Consider the following 17,274-nt stretch of genomic DNA (forward strand, 5'->3'; position numbering starts at 1 on the left):
TATCGCTTTTACTTTGAATTCAGGATCCAGTCCAGGTAACCCGCGAGGCCATCAGTAACTGGGACCGTCACAATCTCAGGAAGTTCGTAGGGATGCAACTCCAGCAGTCGGTCCCTCAGAACAGGAAAGTGTTCCACCGGCGATTTAATCAACAGCAGCAGTTCAGCGTCATCCTGGATACCGCCGTTCCACTTATATACTGATCGCACGCCATCAATTATATTGACGCAGGCTGCCAGGTTTTGTTCCACCAGGGTCTTGGCAAGGGTCTGCGCTGTGTCCCGGTTCGGGCAGGTAGTCAAAACGATGTGAACGCCTGTATTGGTTTGTCGGATTGTCATGCGCGGCAGCGGCAGGTCCTTTGATCAAACACGCATCATACATCAGGAAAATTTCCCGGCAACAGCGCGCGCGGGCTTCGGTTGCGTGCCCTGGGTGCCAGGTAATTCCCCAGATGTAATATGTAAACAATTGAAAAAGCTGTAGCCGAGCCTGCCGTAGCCAGTGTATACCCCGGCATTGGTCATATATGGTAAAGAGAAATAAAGACAATAAAATTACCAATGCACCAGTATCGCCAGGAGAATCCCGGAGACAGGATGCAGGCACCCGCACTTCCAAAAAACGAACCTGATCGTCTCGAGAGTTTGCATGCCTGCGCGATTCTGGATACGGCATCTGACGAGCGTTTTGATCGGCTTACCCGGCTGGCACAACAATTGTTTGATGCCCCGATCGCCCTGATTACTCTCGTTGATGCCAGGCGCCAATGGTTCAAGTCTGCGCAGGGCTTGAGTGTCAGCGAAACCGGGCGGGATATCTCGTTTTGCGGACATACTATATTAAGTGATGACATACTCGAGATTCAGGACGCCCGTCTTGATGAGCGCTTTGCCAACAACCCGCTGGTAGTTGCTGCGCCGAATATCCGGTTTTATGCCGGGGCGCCGCTGCATTCCGATGATAGAATGCGGGTCGGCACCTTGTGTATTGCCGACTATAAACCCCGACAATTGACCGAGCCGCAGCGCAAGGCTTTGCGCGATCTTGCAAATTGCGTTGAAACGGAAATTATTGAGCATCGTCGTCGGCACCAGCAGGACGCACTGGTTACCCTGACCCGAATTACAACACTTCACAATGACGACATTCGCGAGTTGCTGCGCGAGGCGTTGACCATTGGTTGTGCTTACCTCGGGTTGCCAATTGGCATTATCAGTAGTATTGAAGCCGAAGATTACGAGGTGCTGGTGCAGGTTTCGCCTCCTGGTGTGCTGGAGGATGGCGCCCGGTTCGAGCTTGGTAAGACCTATTGCAGCATTACCTTGCAGTCAGGTGACGTGTTACCTGTTACGCATATGCGCAAGAGCAGGCACGCCGGGCATCCTTGTTACCAGGAATTCGGACTGGAAAGTTACATCGGTGTGCCTTTGTACATGCACGGCAAGTCCTGCGGGACACTGAATTTCTCCTCTTCGGAGCCACGTGAGCCGCGGGACTTTACCGGTGCCGAACTGGAATTCATGCGACTGTTCGGCGACTGGGTGTCCAGTCGTCTGCAACAATGGCAGCTGGACCGGGTTGTAGATCTTCATAGGCGGCTTAGCCTGGCCATCAGCCGTGCGCAATCCGAATTCATTCGTCAGCCGGACCGCAACAAGGCTTTTGAAAGCCTGTTGACCGATATATTGAAGCTGACGAACAGTGATTACGGTTTTATTGGCGAAGTGCTGACCGGTGCAGGTGGTGATCTCTACCTCAAAACCTATGCAATCACGGATATTTCCTGGAACGATGAAACTCGCCGGTTTTATCAGGACAATGCCCCTCTCGGTCTTGAGTTCCATAATCTCAAAACCCTGTTTGGTTCGGTACTGACCAGTCGTGAGGCGGTGATTGCCAACGACCCGGCCAACGACCCGAGGCGCGGAGGATTGCCGGAAGGTCATCCACCATTGACCGCCTTTCTCGGATTGCCGATTTACCACAACACCGAAATGGTGGCCATGCTTGGTATCGCCAATCGTCCTGGTGGATATGATGACAGCATCGTGTCTTTCCTGGCCCCGATGTTGACCACCATTGGCCAGATTGTAGATGCCGCAAATACGCAAAAACAGCTGCAAGAAAGTGAGGATAGCTATCGAAACCTGTTCGAATTGTCCGAGGATGCCAACATGACCCTGGATGAGGCCGGTTTCATTGATTGCAACCAGGCCACCCTGGCCATGTTTGGCGCCAGCTCAAAAGCCGATTTTCTTGGCAAGCATCCTTCAGAGATATCTCCGGAGTTTCAGCCGGACGGACGGGATTCGTTGTCAGCGGCCGATGAAAAAATTGCAACGGCATTCAGTAAAGGGCACAACCTGTTTGAATGGTTGCATCAACGAACCAACGGCGAGGTATTTCCTGCCGAAGTGTTGCTGACGCCAATGATGCTTGGTGGGCGCAACCTGCTGCAGGCCGTGGTGCGCGATATCACCGAGCGCAAGCGTACGGAAAAAGCGCTTCATGAAAGCACCGCGCAACTGAGATCGATTATTATGGCTGTGCCCATGGTATTGTGGATGCTGGACAAAGACGGAAGATTCCTGATGTCGGAGGGCAGGGGATTGAAGGACCTCGGACTGACGCCGGGGCAGGTGGTGGGTCAAAGCGTGTTTGACGTATATGCTGATTTCCCCGAATTATTGAATACGGTGAAACGCGCACTGCGGGGTGAAACGCTGTTCCTTGACCAGGATGTTGTCGATCGCACCTACGAAACACATTACCAGCCGTGGATAGACCAGGACGGTGAATTCAGGGGAACCATTGGTGTTGCCATGGACATTACCGAACGTAAACATGCCGAGGCCGCCTTGAGAGAAAGCGAGTCACGATTAAGCTTCCTGTTATTATCCAGTCCAACCGTTATTTATACTTGCGATGCTACTCCGCCTTTTGGCGCCACATTTATCAGCGCCAACGCCCATCGACTGATGGGGTATAGTCCGGAAGAATTTACCGGTGACCCCGGTTTCTGGGCCGATCATATTCATCCTGATGATGCGCCAAGAGTGTTTGAGAATCTTCCGCAGCTGTTTGAGCATGGACACCACAACCACGAATACCGGTTTCGCATGCCCGATGGCAGCTATCGCTGGTTCTACGACGATCTGCGCCTGATCGTTGATCTTAACGGCGATCCCGTTGAGATAGTTGGCTCGTGGATTGATATTTCCGATCGAAAGCGAGTCGAGCAGATCAAGAAAGAGTTCATCTCTACGGCCAGTCACGAATTGCGCACACCACTGACGTCGATTGTTGCAGCGCTTGGGCTGATTTCCGGGGATTATCTTGGAGATTTGCCGCCGCAGGTAAGGGAGATGGTGGCGATTGCCAGGAAAAACAGCCAACGGCTTTCGACCCTGATCAACGAGTTGCTGGATATTGAAAAACTGGAAGCCGGCAAAATGGCCATGAATTTCAAAGTACAGCCATTGATGCAGATTGTCGATCAGGCGGTACACGACAATCAGCCGTATGCCGAGCAATATAATGTTCGATTCCTGGCGGATGGTCGGGTTGACGACATTAATGTCTCCGTTGATGAGCAGCGACTGCTGCAGGTATTGACCAACTTGCTGTCCAATGCGGCCAAGTTTTCCCCGCCTGGAGGAGTAGTCCGCATTCGCACCTCGAGAAGCGGCGGAAACGTTCGCATTGAGGTCATCGACAAGGGGCCGGGTATATCCGACGAGTTTCGTAACCGTGTGTTTGAAAAATTTGCCCAGGCCGATGCCACCAATACCCGAAACTCCGGTGGTACCGGCCTTGGGTTGGCAATCAGTCGGGAGTTGATTGAGCAAATGGAGGGGCGTATCGGCTTCGAGTCCGCGGCAGAGCGGGGTTCAACGTTTTACTTCGAGCTTCCAGTCAGTAATACCCCGGTATAATCCTTATACTGGCTCTGCCTCCACGCCCGGTTTTGTGCTATGGATATGGTATTGAGCCAACTGGTTCCCGGGGGGAGAGAGATCAATGAATTACTCCGCAATCGTTGTGGCAGTGGTGGTGCCGGTCGTCCTCCGCCATGTTATGAAGGCCGTACCTATTTCGGAAGACCCGGATGACTACCCGCCTTACGAAGAGCTGGATCAGCGCTGGGGCAATATCTATCTGGCTATCGGCGTGGCCGTGATACCCGCCATGGCATTGTTCGGTGTGATCAGTTGGTATGTGCTGGCGTGGCTTGCACACATGGCCTTGCCCGATCCAGATTCGGGAATAATCGTTTACCGGGCAAGTGACTTTATGCAAATGTTTCCGGCGTTGTTCCTGGGTATCATGCTGGTTGCACCTGTAGGGATATTCCTGGAAAAGATATTACTGAAGCCGCAAGCCCTGAAAGAATTTATTTATTACCAGAAGCGCCGTGCCGGTGGTGATGATCGCAAGGCGCTAGGCAGAATGGCCGTGTTTGTTGTGCCCCTGAGCCTGTTATTCTCCGTGTTCCTCGCAGATACCTATACAGTATTCCGCGAAGATCGCATTGTTGACAGTGGCTTCTTTGCACTGGGAGAAACCGAGTATCGTTATGAAAATATCACGACCATAGAGCGCCAGCTTACGGTTGAGAAGAACACCCGAACCGGGAAGATCAAGGACTCATATTTCAGCACTCGTATCCGGTTCGGTGATGATGGCGACTGGTACAATGTCGATACCCGCGGCATGCTTGATTCCGACCCGGAAAAAGGTGGGGCACTACTGGCTTTCCTGGAGAAGAAGACCGGCATAAGCCATGTCCGGTTTCCGGATATTGTTTTAAGCACGTCTGATTGATGACCGAAGCAGCGTTGAATTTCCCGTATTTGTCCGCATATAGATACTGGTTCATTTAACGGATACTCCCTTGCCTTATTTGTTTCTTGCATTCCTGCTGGTTCCGCTGGCGGAGATCTGGTTGTTGATCCAGGTTGGCAGCATGATCGGCGCCGGCTGGACCATTGTCGCCGTTGTGGGTACGGCTGTTGCCGGGGCTGCCATGGTTCGCGCCCAGGGCTTGTCGACCCTTCGCAGGATCCAGGATTCGATGCGCCGCGGAGAACCGCCGGCCATCGAGATGCTTGAAGGGCTGGCCTTGTTCATGGCCGGTGCGCTGATGCTGACCCCCGGATTCTTTACTGATGGCCTCGGTTTTATGCTGCTGGTACCTCCGCTTCGGCGCCAGTTGGTCGTGTTTGCGCTGCGGCGTAGTGGTGTCATGGTAAATGCTTATGCGGCCAGTCATGCATCGGACAAGCCCTTTGACCAGACCCGTCAGGCGCCCCTGGAAGGACAGTGGCGTGGCGATGACAATCATTATCATTAATCCTGCCTTCATCGATTTCGGTCTGTTCGCATATTTCCGCGGAATCGCCTGAAAAATCACCAGCTACTCCTGTCAATAATCTTCGGTTTAATGGTTGCCTTGCACTGACGCTGGAGCCTGCGGGTGATAGCGTTATAATGCCTGTCGGGAGAATTATTCGAATGCCATGATATTCGGCTGGATTCAGGCCAGGGGGACAAGGAGATGGAAAACCTTCATGTAAGATGGATTCGACCGGCTATTGCATTGTTCGGGATTTGCATCGCGTCGGGCAACCTGGTTGCGGTAGCCGCCGAAGACCAGCCAGGGAAAGCTGGCGAAATTGTCAGCATCAAGGGAAGCGGCGAACACAAAGACAATGATGCGGCGCAATGGCGGGGCGCGCGAGTCAGTCAAGATCTATTTAACGGCAACTATATCCGTACCGGCAATTACAGCCGCATGGGCATCCTGTTCCGGGATCGCACCCAGATTCGCGTCAACCAGAAAACCGTATTAATGATCAAGTCCGTCCAGGGAACGGCAACCGGTACCAATACCGTGATAAACCTGAACCGCGGGCGTGTCTGGACCCAGACCAAAACTCTTCCCCGTGGCTTGTTGATGAATACACCGTCAGCAACGGCTGCCATTCGCGGCACCGATTGGGATATCGAGGTGGATGATCGCGGTGCTGCCACGATTACGGTGCTCAGTGGCGAAGTGGATTTTTATAATGATCACGGTCGCGTCCTGGTTGGCAGGAACGAGCAGGCTCGCGCCGAAGTGGGCAAGGCGCCGGTAAAGCTGGTAATCGTGCAACCGCGCGACAGGGTGCAATGGGTGACCGCCTATTCCATCGATCCTCTTCAGCATATCTACTTTTATTCCGCAGCGATCAAGCCATTGAAACAGTCCCTGGCTGAAATTCGCGGTGATTCGGTTGATGCCCATGTAGACCGGGGAAACATTTATGCGGACATGGGCCAATGGAAGCAGGCAGAGGAAGAGTATAATAAGGCGTTAGGCATGGATCGGCTGCATGCTGCGGCCGCGGTCGGGCTGGGCTACGCGGCCCTGGCCAGAAAGAACTGGCGCCAGGCCGGCGCGCTGTTTGGTCGCGTCTCCGCAGGCGGCAATGTTGGTGAATTGGCGGAAATCGGCCGGGTGGCTGTGGATGCAGGACAGGACGATCTTGGCAGCGCTATTACCCGGTTGAGCCGGTTAATTGGCAATCGCGGTCTGCGACAACCCGCAGCGTATCTCGTCCTGTCCGATATTATGGTTTACAGCGGTGAGCTGTCCCGGGCCCTGAATTATGCCGAGCAGGCGCAGCGTCGATTCCCGGATAATGCCCGCTGTTACGCGCAGCTGGCCAGGCTGTACATGTTGGCTGACAGGAGCGAGGACAGCCATAAGGCCATCAAGGCAGCACAACAAAAAGATTCACGTTCTTATGAAGCCCGTATTGCCGGTGGTGAGCTGGCTCGCGTGGAAGGTGATGCCGATGAGGCCCTGTCAGCCTACAGACTTGCAACCAGGGAAAGCCCGGAAAAGTCTGCAGCATGGTTCGGGTTAGGCGTGGTTAATACCGAGCGTGAGTATGTCTCTGATGCACGTGTACAGCTGGAAAAAGCATTGTCGCTCAGCCCGGCTGGACCGGGCTACCAGAGCGAGCTCGGTGTACTGGAAAGTTTTGCCAACAATTTTGATGATGCCGAAGCGGCTTTCGAAAGCGCATTGAAACAGAACCCTTCCGATTACCGCGCGTTGACAGGGCTCGGCATACTGCAGCTCAAGCGTGGCCGTACGGCAGAAGCGCTGGACATGTTCCTGCGCGCAGGATTAATGGAACCACGTTATGCGCGGGCGCGCATGTATACCGGTGTCGCTTATTACCAGTCGGGTTATGTTAACCAGGCGCTGGAAGAATTGCGTGTCGCTGCCGAGCTGGATGCCAATGATCCGATGCCGCATTTGTTGGCAAGCATCATTTATTCTGATTTGCTCAGACCCGGTGAGGCCATCTCCGAAGCGCGCAAGGCATCGGCGTTAATGCCAAACCTGAAATCACTGAACCAGTTGGCCAACACCCAGCGGGGTACCACCAACCTTGGCCAGGCATTTGCGTTCATGGGTATGGAAGACTGGGCGCAAATGTATGCACAGGAATCCTATTACCCGTTCTGGGCCGGCAGCCACCTGTTCCTGGCGGATCGCTATGCCGGGCTGTTTACCAAGAACTCGGAACTGTTCCAGGGCTTTATTGCTGATCCCACCGTGTTTGGTGCGAGTAACCTGTTCCAGACGCTGGTGGAAAAACCAGGTCAAAACATCAATGTTTCGTATCGGGGTACCAGCTCAAATGATGGTGATGAAGATTTTTCAGGCACCAGTCCGTTCATCGAGCTGAGTGGATTCAGTAATGGCATTATGCCGCTGGCGTATTATGGCGCTTTCGAGAATTTTGATCTTGATTTTGATTCTGGCCCGTATGAGAGGGATAGTTATACACTGGCGCTGGGATTCAAGCCCAGCCATTTCCTGGGCATGTTCCTGTTTGCAGATCGAGGGGATTTGCTTACCGGTGTTGAAGGCACTGATTTGGCCAGTGGCGTCAGTTACCAGTTCGATGAAGCTTTGATATCAGATCGGGCGGATCTTGGTGCTCACATCAAGTTTTCTCCACGATCACAGTTATGGTTTAAGGCCGGTAACTTTCAATCCGGCGACATTGTAGAGGGCATGATTGCCGGAGAATCGGTGGAAATGGATGTTACCGTTGATGTACCGGAGTTCGCGGTGCGTCAAACCATTGGCCTGGGAAATCATTACGAGATTTCCCTGGGCTATGAACAGGCCAATCGCGAAACTGATGTTTTGTACCGGCAGCTTGATACGGCCAACACTGTTTTGCTGGGAACGCCTGTCTATGGTGTATTTGACCAGGCATATTCCGAGGACTCATCAGATGCCTATGTTTCGGCGCGAATAAAGTTCACCACCAACTGGCTGGTGCAGCTGGACGCCTGGTATCAGCAGCATGAACGTACGGCACACGAGGACTTTTACCTGGAAGCGCCTGCGTTCGGATTGACTACCACGCCAGTCTCCACCGATTTTGATTACAAGTATGACCAGGTCAGCCCGCGATTCGGTATGTCTTATCGTTTTGCCGATCATGGTGTGATCCGGGTTGCTTACCAGAACTGGGTGCGGCCGGCATCGTTCAGTTCCCTGGGCTCCGTGGCAACAGCCGGTATCGCGCTGGATGATCGCCTGGTAGCCCGCGGTGGTGAGTTGACCCGCAGCCGCGGCCAGGTTGAGTGGGAGCTGACGCCGCGCTTGTTTGCCAGTGCGTTCGCGGACTACAAGGAAATCAATAACAACCGCTTCACCATCACCACGCCTTATGCCATTAATGATCTTGAGGGGCTGGACAAGCTCAAGAGTCGCGACCCGGGATCGTTGACCCGCGATGACTTGCTGGAGTTTATCAGTACGCCGGATTACGAAAGCGGTACCATAAGTTCCGGCGGTTTCTCCCTTAACTATCTGTTGGCTGAGCGCTGGGGCGTCTATGGCAAGTATGTCAACACGGTATCTGCCAATACCGGCGATACTTACACGGACAACTGGCTTCCGTATCTTCCCGCCTACGCATCAGCACTGGGTTTGAGCTGGACGCACCCGGGCGGGTTTTACCTGGTCGGGCGCATGATTCATCGTTCGGAACGGTATGCCGATGAAGCCAATACCCGGTTACTGGACGCGGGCTGGAACGGCGCGGCCGATATCTACTGGCAATCACCGGCAAAACACTGGCTGATTCGTTTCTCCGTGGATGATGCAATGGATGATACCAGGGGAACGCAATATACCGCCGAAGCCAGTATGCGATTTTGACCGGCAATAACCTGCTAATGCGCCGGGTATGGAAAATTGCGGTAATTGTCTGTGCTATCTGGCTGGGATTGTTGCTGGCATTTCAGTCTGAGTCCGGTCGCCGCCTGGAATTGGCAGAGTTTGACCTTCTGACAAGAATCACCGCGCCAAAGTCACTTGATGTGCCGATGGTCATCGTTGGCATTGACGACGCTTCCTTTGCCGAATTAAAGCTGCAGTGGCCGTGGCCGCGTAACCTGCATGCCCGCCTGATCGACGAATTGCGGCAGGCAGGCGCTGCTGTCATTGCCTTCGATGTTGTCTTTGCCGAGCCATCCTATCCTGTCGAAGACAACCTGCTTGAGTCGGCCATCAGGCGTGCCGGTAATGTTATTCTTGCCGGTGACCTGGTATTGCAGGATCGACAGCAGTTCAGCCAGCTAATCCGGGTCGATCCATTGAACCGGTTTCTTGAAGCTGGCGCCGTTGCCGGATCGGCAGTGATTAACGTGGATCTGGACCTGGTACCGAGGCAGTTGCCGACAGAGACTGACAGTTTCTGGCAACAGTCTCTGAATATGTATTTTCGCAATGTCTCTGCTGAGCCAATGCCAGTCGCGGCCAAACCAGACAGTCGCGTACGTTATTTCGGGCCTGATCACAGTTTCCGGTATGTTTCCTATTACCAGGCGCTTTCTGCCGATACCATGTTACCGGAGGAAACCTTCCGCGACAGGATTGTTTTAATTGGCCTGGATACGCGTGTGGCACCGGAGCTGACCGCTGGCAGCCCGGACGCCTACCCGACACCGTTCCTGCCGGTCAGTACCCACCTGACGCCGGGGGTAGAGGTGCATGCCACGTTTATTGCCAATGCACTGTTGCAGCGCAGTATCTCCGAGTTGCCCGGTAGCTTGCGCCACGTATTATCAATACTGGTGTTGATCGTTGCTGCATTGGCGATGCGCAACTGGTCGCCTCTTCGTAGCCTGGCCGTGACCATTGCCGTTGCCGTGACAGTGATGTTGTTGGCGGTGTGGATGTTTGGCACACATGATGCCTGGTTACCGCTGACGCTGGTTGTATTGGCGCCGTTCGCCTTGTACGTGTTTCGTGGCGGCCTCGCCTACCTCGCCGAGCAACGGCAACGAATACAGATTCGACGCGCGTTTCAGCATTATGTTGCCCCGGAAGTGGTGTCTCAAATCATTCAGCATCCCGAGTTACTCGTCCTTGGCGGCACCCGGCGAACCATTACCATTATGTTCACTGACTTGCAGGGGTTCACCACCATGTCCGAACAGCTGGACCCGGAAACCGTATCGCAGTTGTTGAACCGCCACTTTTCCGAAATGACACGAATCATTCATGCTTATGGCGGTACCGTCGACAAGTATATTGGTGATGCCATCATGGCGTTCTGGGGCGCTCCGTTGGAGGATGACAATCACGCCATAAATGCCTGCTCCGCGGCCGTCAAAATGCAGCAGGCTGCCGCGGTCATGCGCCGCGAGATCCGCCAGCAGGGTATGCCCGATGTCCATATGCGTATAGGCATACATACGGGCGAGGCTATCGTCGGTAACATGGGTTCAGGGGAACGCTTTGATTACACGGCTGTCGGTGACAGTGTTAACCTGGCGTCAAGGCTTGAAGGCATGTGCAAGCAATATGACACCGGTATCTTGATCAGTGAGGCAACGGCAGAAATCGTCGGCGAACAAATGAGAGTAGAGTTTGTCGACAAGGCGCCGATAAAGGGCAAGGCGGAAGCCGTACCAATTTACAAGATTAAAATTGCTGATACGGTCGGGGATTGAATACGGTTGCGGCAGATCATTTTCGGGCGTATACAGTCCCGCCATCCCGGTAAATTCTATCAGGACCAGACCAATGCTCGGTTATCAACATTGTTATCATGCCGGTAATTTTGCCGATGTCGTCAAGCATGTTGTGCTGGTGGCGCTGTTACAGGCAATGCAGCGCAAGGAGACGCCGATCTACGTGCAGGATACTCATGCTGGTCGGGGGCTGTACCGCCTGGACAGCAAGGAAGCGCAGCACGGGCGTGAGTTTGAAAACGGAATCAGCCGTATCGTATCCGAAACCGTGACTCCCGCTGTGGTACAGCGCTACCTGGATATTGTGCGTTCGTTTAATGCCGGTACCGGTCTGAATCAATACCCTGGCTCACCAGCGATCACCCGATCCATGTTGCGTGATGATGATCGCTTGTTGTTGACCGAGCTGCACCCGGCGGAGTACCCGGTATTGGCGGGCCTGTTTGAAAAAGACAGGCGTGTAAAAGTTCACAAGCAGGATGCGTACCAGGGACTGAAATCCTTTTTGCCGCCAATGCACCGTCGTGGTCTGGTGCTGATTGATCCGCCTTACGAGCGTAAGGATGAGTACGATCGTGTTGTTGATGGTCTGAAGCTGGCCAGTCGTCGCTGGGGCCATGGTGTCTATGCTGTCTGGTACCCGGTGATGTCCGCATCACTGCAGAAGCAGTTTCTGGATTCCCTGAAACAAACCGGCATTCGCAAAATGTTGCATGCCAGTTTCATGATCGAGCCTTTCTCCCGCACCGGTAAAAAGTTTGTCGGTTGCGGCGTTGTGCTGGTCAATGCGCCCTGGCAGTTGGATACGGAGCTTGATCACTGCCTGTCGTGGCTGGGTAAAAAACTGGCGACCGGGAGCCCTGCCCGATATGTCATCGACTGGCTGGTACCGGAATAAGCGACCGAAAAGCTCGCTTGCGCCCGGGAGCCGTGAACCGGCCCCCGGTATGACGAGAACATGACAACTAAAAATAGTTACTGAGACCTACATAAAAGATCGTGTAGTTCTGGTCGTGGGTGAAATCATCACCACCGGTGCTGGCATCGTAATCGGTGTCTTCGAACTTGTAACGATTGACCTTAAACCCGACACGATAAACCATGCTTTCCACGACCGGGCCGGTGAGATTGATGCCGTAACTGAAGCCGGTGGTATCACCGCTGATTTTGCCTTGGGTGGCGCCTTCGTCAAAAATGAAATCACCTTCCATGTCTGCATAGGCAATGTTTGCTGACAGGCTGGATCGCTCGCCAACGGGCAGGGAATAACCAATCCCGGCAAAAGGGCCTTTCATGTTGATTTCGGCGCGGATGTTGAAGCGATCGGGTTCCGAGTTGACGATAGCAGTGTAGTTGGCGGGTCGCCAGACTTCTGTAGCGCCGTCGAGATAGCCGCCAAACAAGGAAAGCGAATTGCTGAAAGCGTATCCCAGGGTAAAGCCTGAGTCGCGTCTCGACATGATCATGATCGTATCGTCCTGACCGGACGAACTGTAATCATATATATAGGCATCCTTGATGGATTCATCATAATTGATGGACGCATAAACTCCCTTGTACGCGCCGGTAAGTGAAAGATCGAATGTCGTCAGGTTCGGGTTGAACGTGGAGTTGCCGATAGCGAACTCCAGTTTCTTGTAGTTTATGGCTCCGCCGACGACCACGGTCAGGGCGTTTTCTTCGGCGGATGTTGTTATTGGCGAAAGACCGTTAAGAAAGAGTCCGACAGAGCAGACAAGAATGGCCTTTTTCATGCTGATTCTCCTTTCGGCATAATATCCTGGGCAAGAGTGACAGATATATACATTATCATTCAACGGTATTCGGGCGTAACCGTTTTCGGGGGGACGGGAAGAAAAGCACCGCTGGCGTTACAGTGTACGGAACCCTGCTATTGACGTTTTTGCGAGGACCGGCGCCTGCCCATTACATCAAAAACCAGTCCTGATAAGGCGTTGTAACGGGCAATTCGAAACATCAGGCCGCTGGTGGACAGTGGCCGGACTTCGCGCACTTCCTTCAGGTGTGGCAAAAACACCGAAGCAACAAGCAGGCGTAGCAGTGCCGAAATGAGAAACACTCCCAGCAGCGGGCTGTGCCAGTCACCCTGCCATTGCCCAAGTGACATGGAAGTGGGCAGGGTGGTGCCAAGCCAGGCCCCGATGGATGCGCCAACAAAGATGCCGATACTGGCGATAACATTATGAACGGCGAGATAGGTGGCGCGCTTTCCGGAAGGCACCAGGTCATAGAAGAAGTTTCCGGCACTTAACGAGAATCCGGCCCACATCAGCCCGCCAAGAACCTGTACCAGCATCAAGTACCAGAAATTGGTTGAGAGCAGCCAGAGTGCCGGCAGCAGTGGGATGGTAAACCCGGTTATGCGCAGTATGGCGCGGTTGCCAAACGTATCGCTTATGCGTCCCCAGGCGTTCAGCGTAATGACCTGTAACATGACTGATGTGGCGGTATTGGCCATAAACTCCAGGTAGCTGAATTTCAGGTCGCGCAGCATGTACAGCGTAAAAAACGGCGAGGCCACGGCAACAGCCGCCTGCATCAGGGCAAAGAACATTGTGAACCGGGCAAACGGAGAATGCCACATGCGTTGCCACAAGGAGCGTTCCACCGGTATCTCCATGGCAGCGGTGTGTCCGCCAGGGTCCGTCATGCGCGTCAGGTGATAAACGGAAATCGATCGGGCCAGCATGGCGACAGTGAAAATAATCAGGAACCCGATAAGGGTCTGCTTGTCGCCGTCGAAGTGATGCAGTACCAGGCCGGCGAGCACCAGGGCGGCGAAAGACGTGGCACTTGCCAGCAGGTTGCGCCGGCCAAAGAACCGGCCGCGTCGGCGTTCCGGTACCAGGTCTCCCATCAAGCTTGCCCATTGTGGTGCTGCCAGGCCCGCCGCTGCGTAGTAGATGATTACAAACGCGATCAGCAGCGTTGCCGCGTGGTCTGTAAAGTACAATGGCAGAATAACCAGCGGCAGCCAGATAAACGCCTGCAGACCCGCACCGGCAACAATTATTGTCTTGCGCTTTCCGGTGAGATGTCCCAGCCAGGCCGACAAAATCTGGGCGAATGATCCAAGCAGTGGCGGTAACGATGCCAGCAGGCCTATTTGTGCCGTGGTCGCCTTTAAAAACAGGGCAAATGCTGAAAAGTAGATTTCACCACCACCGAGCATGACTGAATGCGCAACACCATCACGCACAGAATGACGCAGGGAGCGATCGGTTTCCGGTTCCGGGGAGTAACGCATGTAGTGGACTTGCAGCTGTTGTCTGGATGCATCGAATGCTACACCAGTGTCTTTCTGCTGCTAAGCAATAAATTGTTACCCGGCACCGGGCGAGAATTCCGGGCATCAACTGACTGATTCCCTTGTCTGTAAATGCCTTGTAAGGCGCGGGCTGAAAACTGGGCGAGGTCTGCCGGTTTGTCGGTGCTCCCCGGCATCAAGACCGGTTTCATGCCCGCAAGAGCCAATTCATTATGACCGCCCATAACCAAGCAAAAATATAAGTGAAGACCGCCTGAATTCGAGACAGGCTCGCCCTGGTATCGGGTCTTTTGTTGCCGCTTGCGCACCTGCCTGAAGTTTTCGGGCATGTCCGTCATTCGTCAGGCGGTCAAAAGTGCTGAAGTCGCTGCTGCTTGCCAGGAGATAGTTTTGCGGACGAGTACGGATACTATATTACTAATTAGGAATGCAAACTGGTAGTAGTCAGCTGTCACGCTGCCGGAATAATGCGCGTCTGGGTGTCATTACCCGGCAGGCAAGATGCCAGGCGGGAGTGGATCGGCCATATTCCCGACGGGAAACCGCTGATGGTCGGCAAAAATTTGCGCCTCGGCAGCTTGAATTCCCCCAAACCGCCCCAATCTAGCGGGGGTCAGGGGAAGTACCTGGTGTCTGGATACGCGTCCGGGTGCCACTGCGGGACTGGCGCTTGACATAAGCGGCCCGCTCACTATGATTAGCACTCCCTTGGGGAGAGTGCTAAATCCAGCTTCCCGCAGAATTTCAGGCAATTTTCGGGTTTTCTCGGGACCGATCCCGGGAAACCATGATTTCTCGAATTACAGGACTTTTTAAGGAGACCAATATGAAAATTCGTCCATTACACGACCGCGTCGTAGTGCGTCGTCTGGAGAATGAAAAAATGAGCGCTGGCGGAATCGTGATTCCTGATGCGGCCAAGGAAAAGCCGATCCAGGGCGAAATCATTGCTGTCGGTAACGGCAAGGTTCTGGAAAACGGCGAAGTACGCGCGCTGGACGTCAAGGTTGGCGACACCGTGCTGTTTGGCAAGTACTCCGGTACCGAGGTGAAACTGGGTAACGAGGAAGTGCTGGTCATGCGTGAAGAGGACATCATGGGCGTGGTGGAATAAATCACCCGCCTGGTACCGAATACATTTATATAGAGTAGAGAGGATTGATCATGGCTGCTAAAGAAGTGAAATTTGGCGATAGCGCTCGTAGCCGCATGATGGCAGGCGTTAATGTCCTGGCCAACGCGGTAAAAGTCACCCTGGGCCCCAAGGGCCGTAACGTGGTCCTGGACAAGGCATTTGGCGCCCCGACCGTCACCAAGGACGGCGTTTCTGTCGCCAAGGAAATCGAGCTGGAAGACAAGTACGAAAACATGGGTGCGCAGATGGTCAAGGAAGTGGCTTCCAAGACTTCTGATGTCGCCGGCGACGGCACCACCACGGCAACAGTTCTGGCCCAGGCGATCCTGCGTGAAGGTCTGAAGTCTGTAGCTGCCGGCATGAACCCGATGGATCTGAAACGTGGTATCGACAAGGCGGTTACTTCTGCAGTTGCTGAACTGGCCAAACTGTCTCGTCCCTGTTCAGACCAGAAGGAAATTGCCCAGGTAGGCACCATTTCCGCCAACTCTGACTCTTCCATCGGTGATGTTATTGCCGAAGCCATGGAAAAGGTCGGCAAGGAAGGTGTTATTACTGTTGAAGAAGGTTCCGGTCTTGAAAACGAGCTGGACGTTGTAGAAGGCATGCAGTTTGATCGTGGTTACCTGTCTCCGTACTTCGTCAACAACCAGGACACCATGTCAGCCGACATGGAAAGTCCTTTCATCCTGATTCACGACAAGAAGATTTCCAATATCCGCGACCTGTTGCCGGTACTGGAAGGCGTCGCCAAGACCAGCCGTCCGCTGATGATTATCGCCGAGGACATCGAAGGCGAAGCGCTGGCGACACTGGTAGTTAACAACATTCGCGGCATCCTGAAGGTTTGCGCGGTCAAGGCCCCGGGCTTTGGCGACCGTCGCAAGGCCATGTTGCAGGATATCGCTATCTTGACCGGTGGCCAGGTGATTTCCGAAGAAGTGGGCATGAGCCTGGAAACTGCGACCCTGGACCAGCTGGGCGAAGCCAAGCGCATCCAGGTGACAAAGGAAAACACCACCATCATTGATGGCGCCGGCAAGGCAGATGAAATTGCCGGACGTGTGAAGCAGATTCGCGCCCAGATCGAAGAATCTTCTTCAGACTACGACCGCGAAAAGATGCAGGAACGCGTGGCCAAGCTGGCCGGTGGTGTTGCTGTTATCAAGGTTGGTGCCGCTACTGAAGTGGAAATGAAAGAAAAGAAAGCGCGTGTTGAAGACGCGTTGCATGCAACCCGTGCCGCTGTTGAAGAAGGCGTGGTACCGGGTGGTGGTACTGCCCTGGTTCGCGCACTGTCCAATGTTGGCGAGCTGAAGGGTGACAACCACGACCAGGATGTTGGTATCCAGATCGCCATGCGCGCCATGCAGGAACCGCTGCGCCAGATCGTTGCCAATGCCGGGGGTGAGCCTTCGGTTGTGTTCCAGAAGGTTGCTGAAGGCAAGGACGCGTTTGGTTACAATGCCGCTACTGGCGAATACGGCGACATGCTGGCAATGGGTATTCTGGACCCTACCAAGGTAACCCGTTCAGCGTTGCAGCACGCAGCGTCTATCGCCGGCCTGATGATTACCACCGAAGCCATGGTTGCCGAGGTTCCGCAGGAAAAGGGCGGTGCTCCGGACATGGGCGGTATGGGTGGCATGGGCGGTATGGGTGGCATGATGTAAGCCCGACCAGTCACGCACATTTGCAGTACCAGGAACCCCGTCAGCAATGGCGGGGTTTTTTGGTTTTCGCGACTGGTTTTTGTAGTCAATCTGTCTGGTGGTGTTTCATGTTGTGT

11 protein-coding genes are annotated in these 17,274 nt (G+C 54.0%); 8 read left to right on the forward strand and 3 right to left on the reverse strand.

The features are described from left to right. Nucleotides 1-8 precede the first annotated feature (8 nt). Entirely contained in the window at nt 9-341 is a 333-nt protein-coding gene (locus tag OEZ10_00870) for a divalent-cation tolerance protein CutA (protein MDH5631524.1), read from the reverse strand. A gap of 324 nt (nt 342-665) precedes the next feature. Here OEZ10_00870 and OEZ10_00875 point away from each other — a divergent pair, with 324 nt between their 5' ends. The 6 genes from OEZ10_00875 (at nt 666) to rlmJ (ending at nt 11,959) form a co-directional block, all read left to right on the forward strand. Continuing rightward, complete coding sequence (locus OEZ10_00875) at nt 666-3,938, forward strand: PAS domain S-box protein (protein MDH5631525.1); 3,273 nt, start codon at nt 666-668, stop codon at nt 3,936-3,938. Nucleotides 3,939-4,023: 85 nt separating this feature from the next. Next, a complete protein-coding gene (locus tag OEZ10_00880) occupies nt 4,024-4,827 on the forward strand; it encodes a hypothetical protein (protein ID MDH5631526.1) in 804 nt (267 codons plus the stop codon). A gap of 70 nt (nt 4,828-4,897) precedes the next feature. Continuing rightward, nucleotides 4,898-5,356 carry an FxsA family protein gene (locus OEZ10_00885; GenBank protein MDH5631527.1) on the forward strand — a complete coding sequence of 153 codons (459 nt, stop codon included), beginning with the start codon at nt 4,898-4,900 and terminating at the stop codon, nt 5,354-5,356. Between the two features lie 204 nt (nt 5,357-5,560). Next, the gene (locus tag OEZ10_00890) at nt 5,561-9,241 is read left to right on the forward strand and encodes a tetratricopeptide repeat protein (protein MDH5631528.1); all 3,681 of its coding nucleotides are present in this window, start codon (nt 5,561-5,563) and stop codon (nt 9,239-9,241) included. After that, complete coding sequence (locus tag OEZ10_00895; protein MDH5631529.1) at nt 9,238-11,040, forward strand: adenylate/guanylate cyclase domain-containing protein; 1,803 nt, start codon at nt 9,238-9,240, stop codon at nt 11,038-11,040. The genes OEZ10_00890 and OEZ10_00895 overlap by 4 nt, the downstream gene beginning before the upstream one ends. Nucleotides 11,041-11,113: 73 nt before the next feature. Continuing rightward, nucleotides 11,114-11,959 (forward strand): 23S rRNA (adenine(2030)-N(6))-methyltransferase RlmJ, encoded by an 846-nt coding sequence (gene rlmJ, locus OEZ10_00900; protein MDH5631530.1) that lies wholly within the window; start codon nt 11,114-11,116, stop codon nt 11,957-11,959. A gap of 67 nt (nt 11,960-12,026) precedes the next feature. On the opposite strand, the gene OEZ10_00905 is transcribed toward rlmJ, so the two are convergent. Further along, on the reverse strand, nt 12,027-12,815 hold the full coding sequence (locus OEZ10_00905; protein MDH5631531.1) for a hypothetical protein: 789 nt from the start codon (nt 12,813-12,815) through the stop codon (nt 12,027-12,029). A gap of 137 nt (nt 12,816-12,952) precedes the next feature. Next, nucleotides 12,953-14,329, reverse strand: coding sequence for an MFS transporter (locus tag OEZ10_00910; GenBank protein MDH5631532.1), 1,377 nt, complete (start codon nt 14,327-14,329; stop codon nt 12,953-12,955). Nucleotides 14,330-15,176: 847 nt separating this feature from the next. On the opposite strand from OEZ10_00910, the gene groES reads away from it, so the two are divergent. Continuing rightward, on the forward strand, nt 15,177-15,464 hold the full coding sequence (gene groES, locus OEZ10_00915; protein MDH5631533.1) for a co-chaperone GroES: 288 nt from the start codon (nt 15,177-15,179) through the stop codon (nt 15,462-15,464). Nucleotides 15,465-15,514: 50 nt separating this feature from the next. After that, the gene (groL, locus tag OEZ10_00920; GenBank protein ID MDH5631534.1) at nt 15,515-17,158 is read left to right on the forward strand and encodes a chaperonin GroEL; all 1,644 of its coding nucleotides are present in this window, start codon (nt 15,515-15,517) and stop codon (nt 17,156-17,158) included. Nucleotides 17,159-17,274: the final 116 nt, after the last annotated feature.

It is taken from the genome of Gammaproteobacteria bacterium, from assembly GCA_029880545.1.
Lineage (GTDB): Bacteria > Pseudomonadota > Gammaproteobacteria > Acidiferrobacterales > SZUA-150 > JAOUOD01.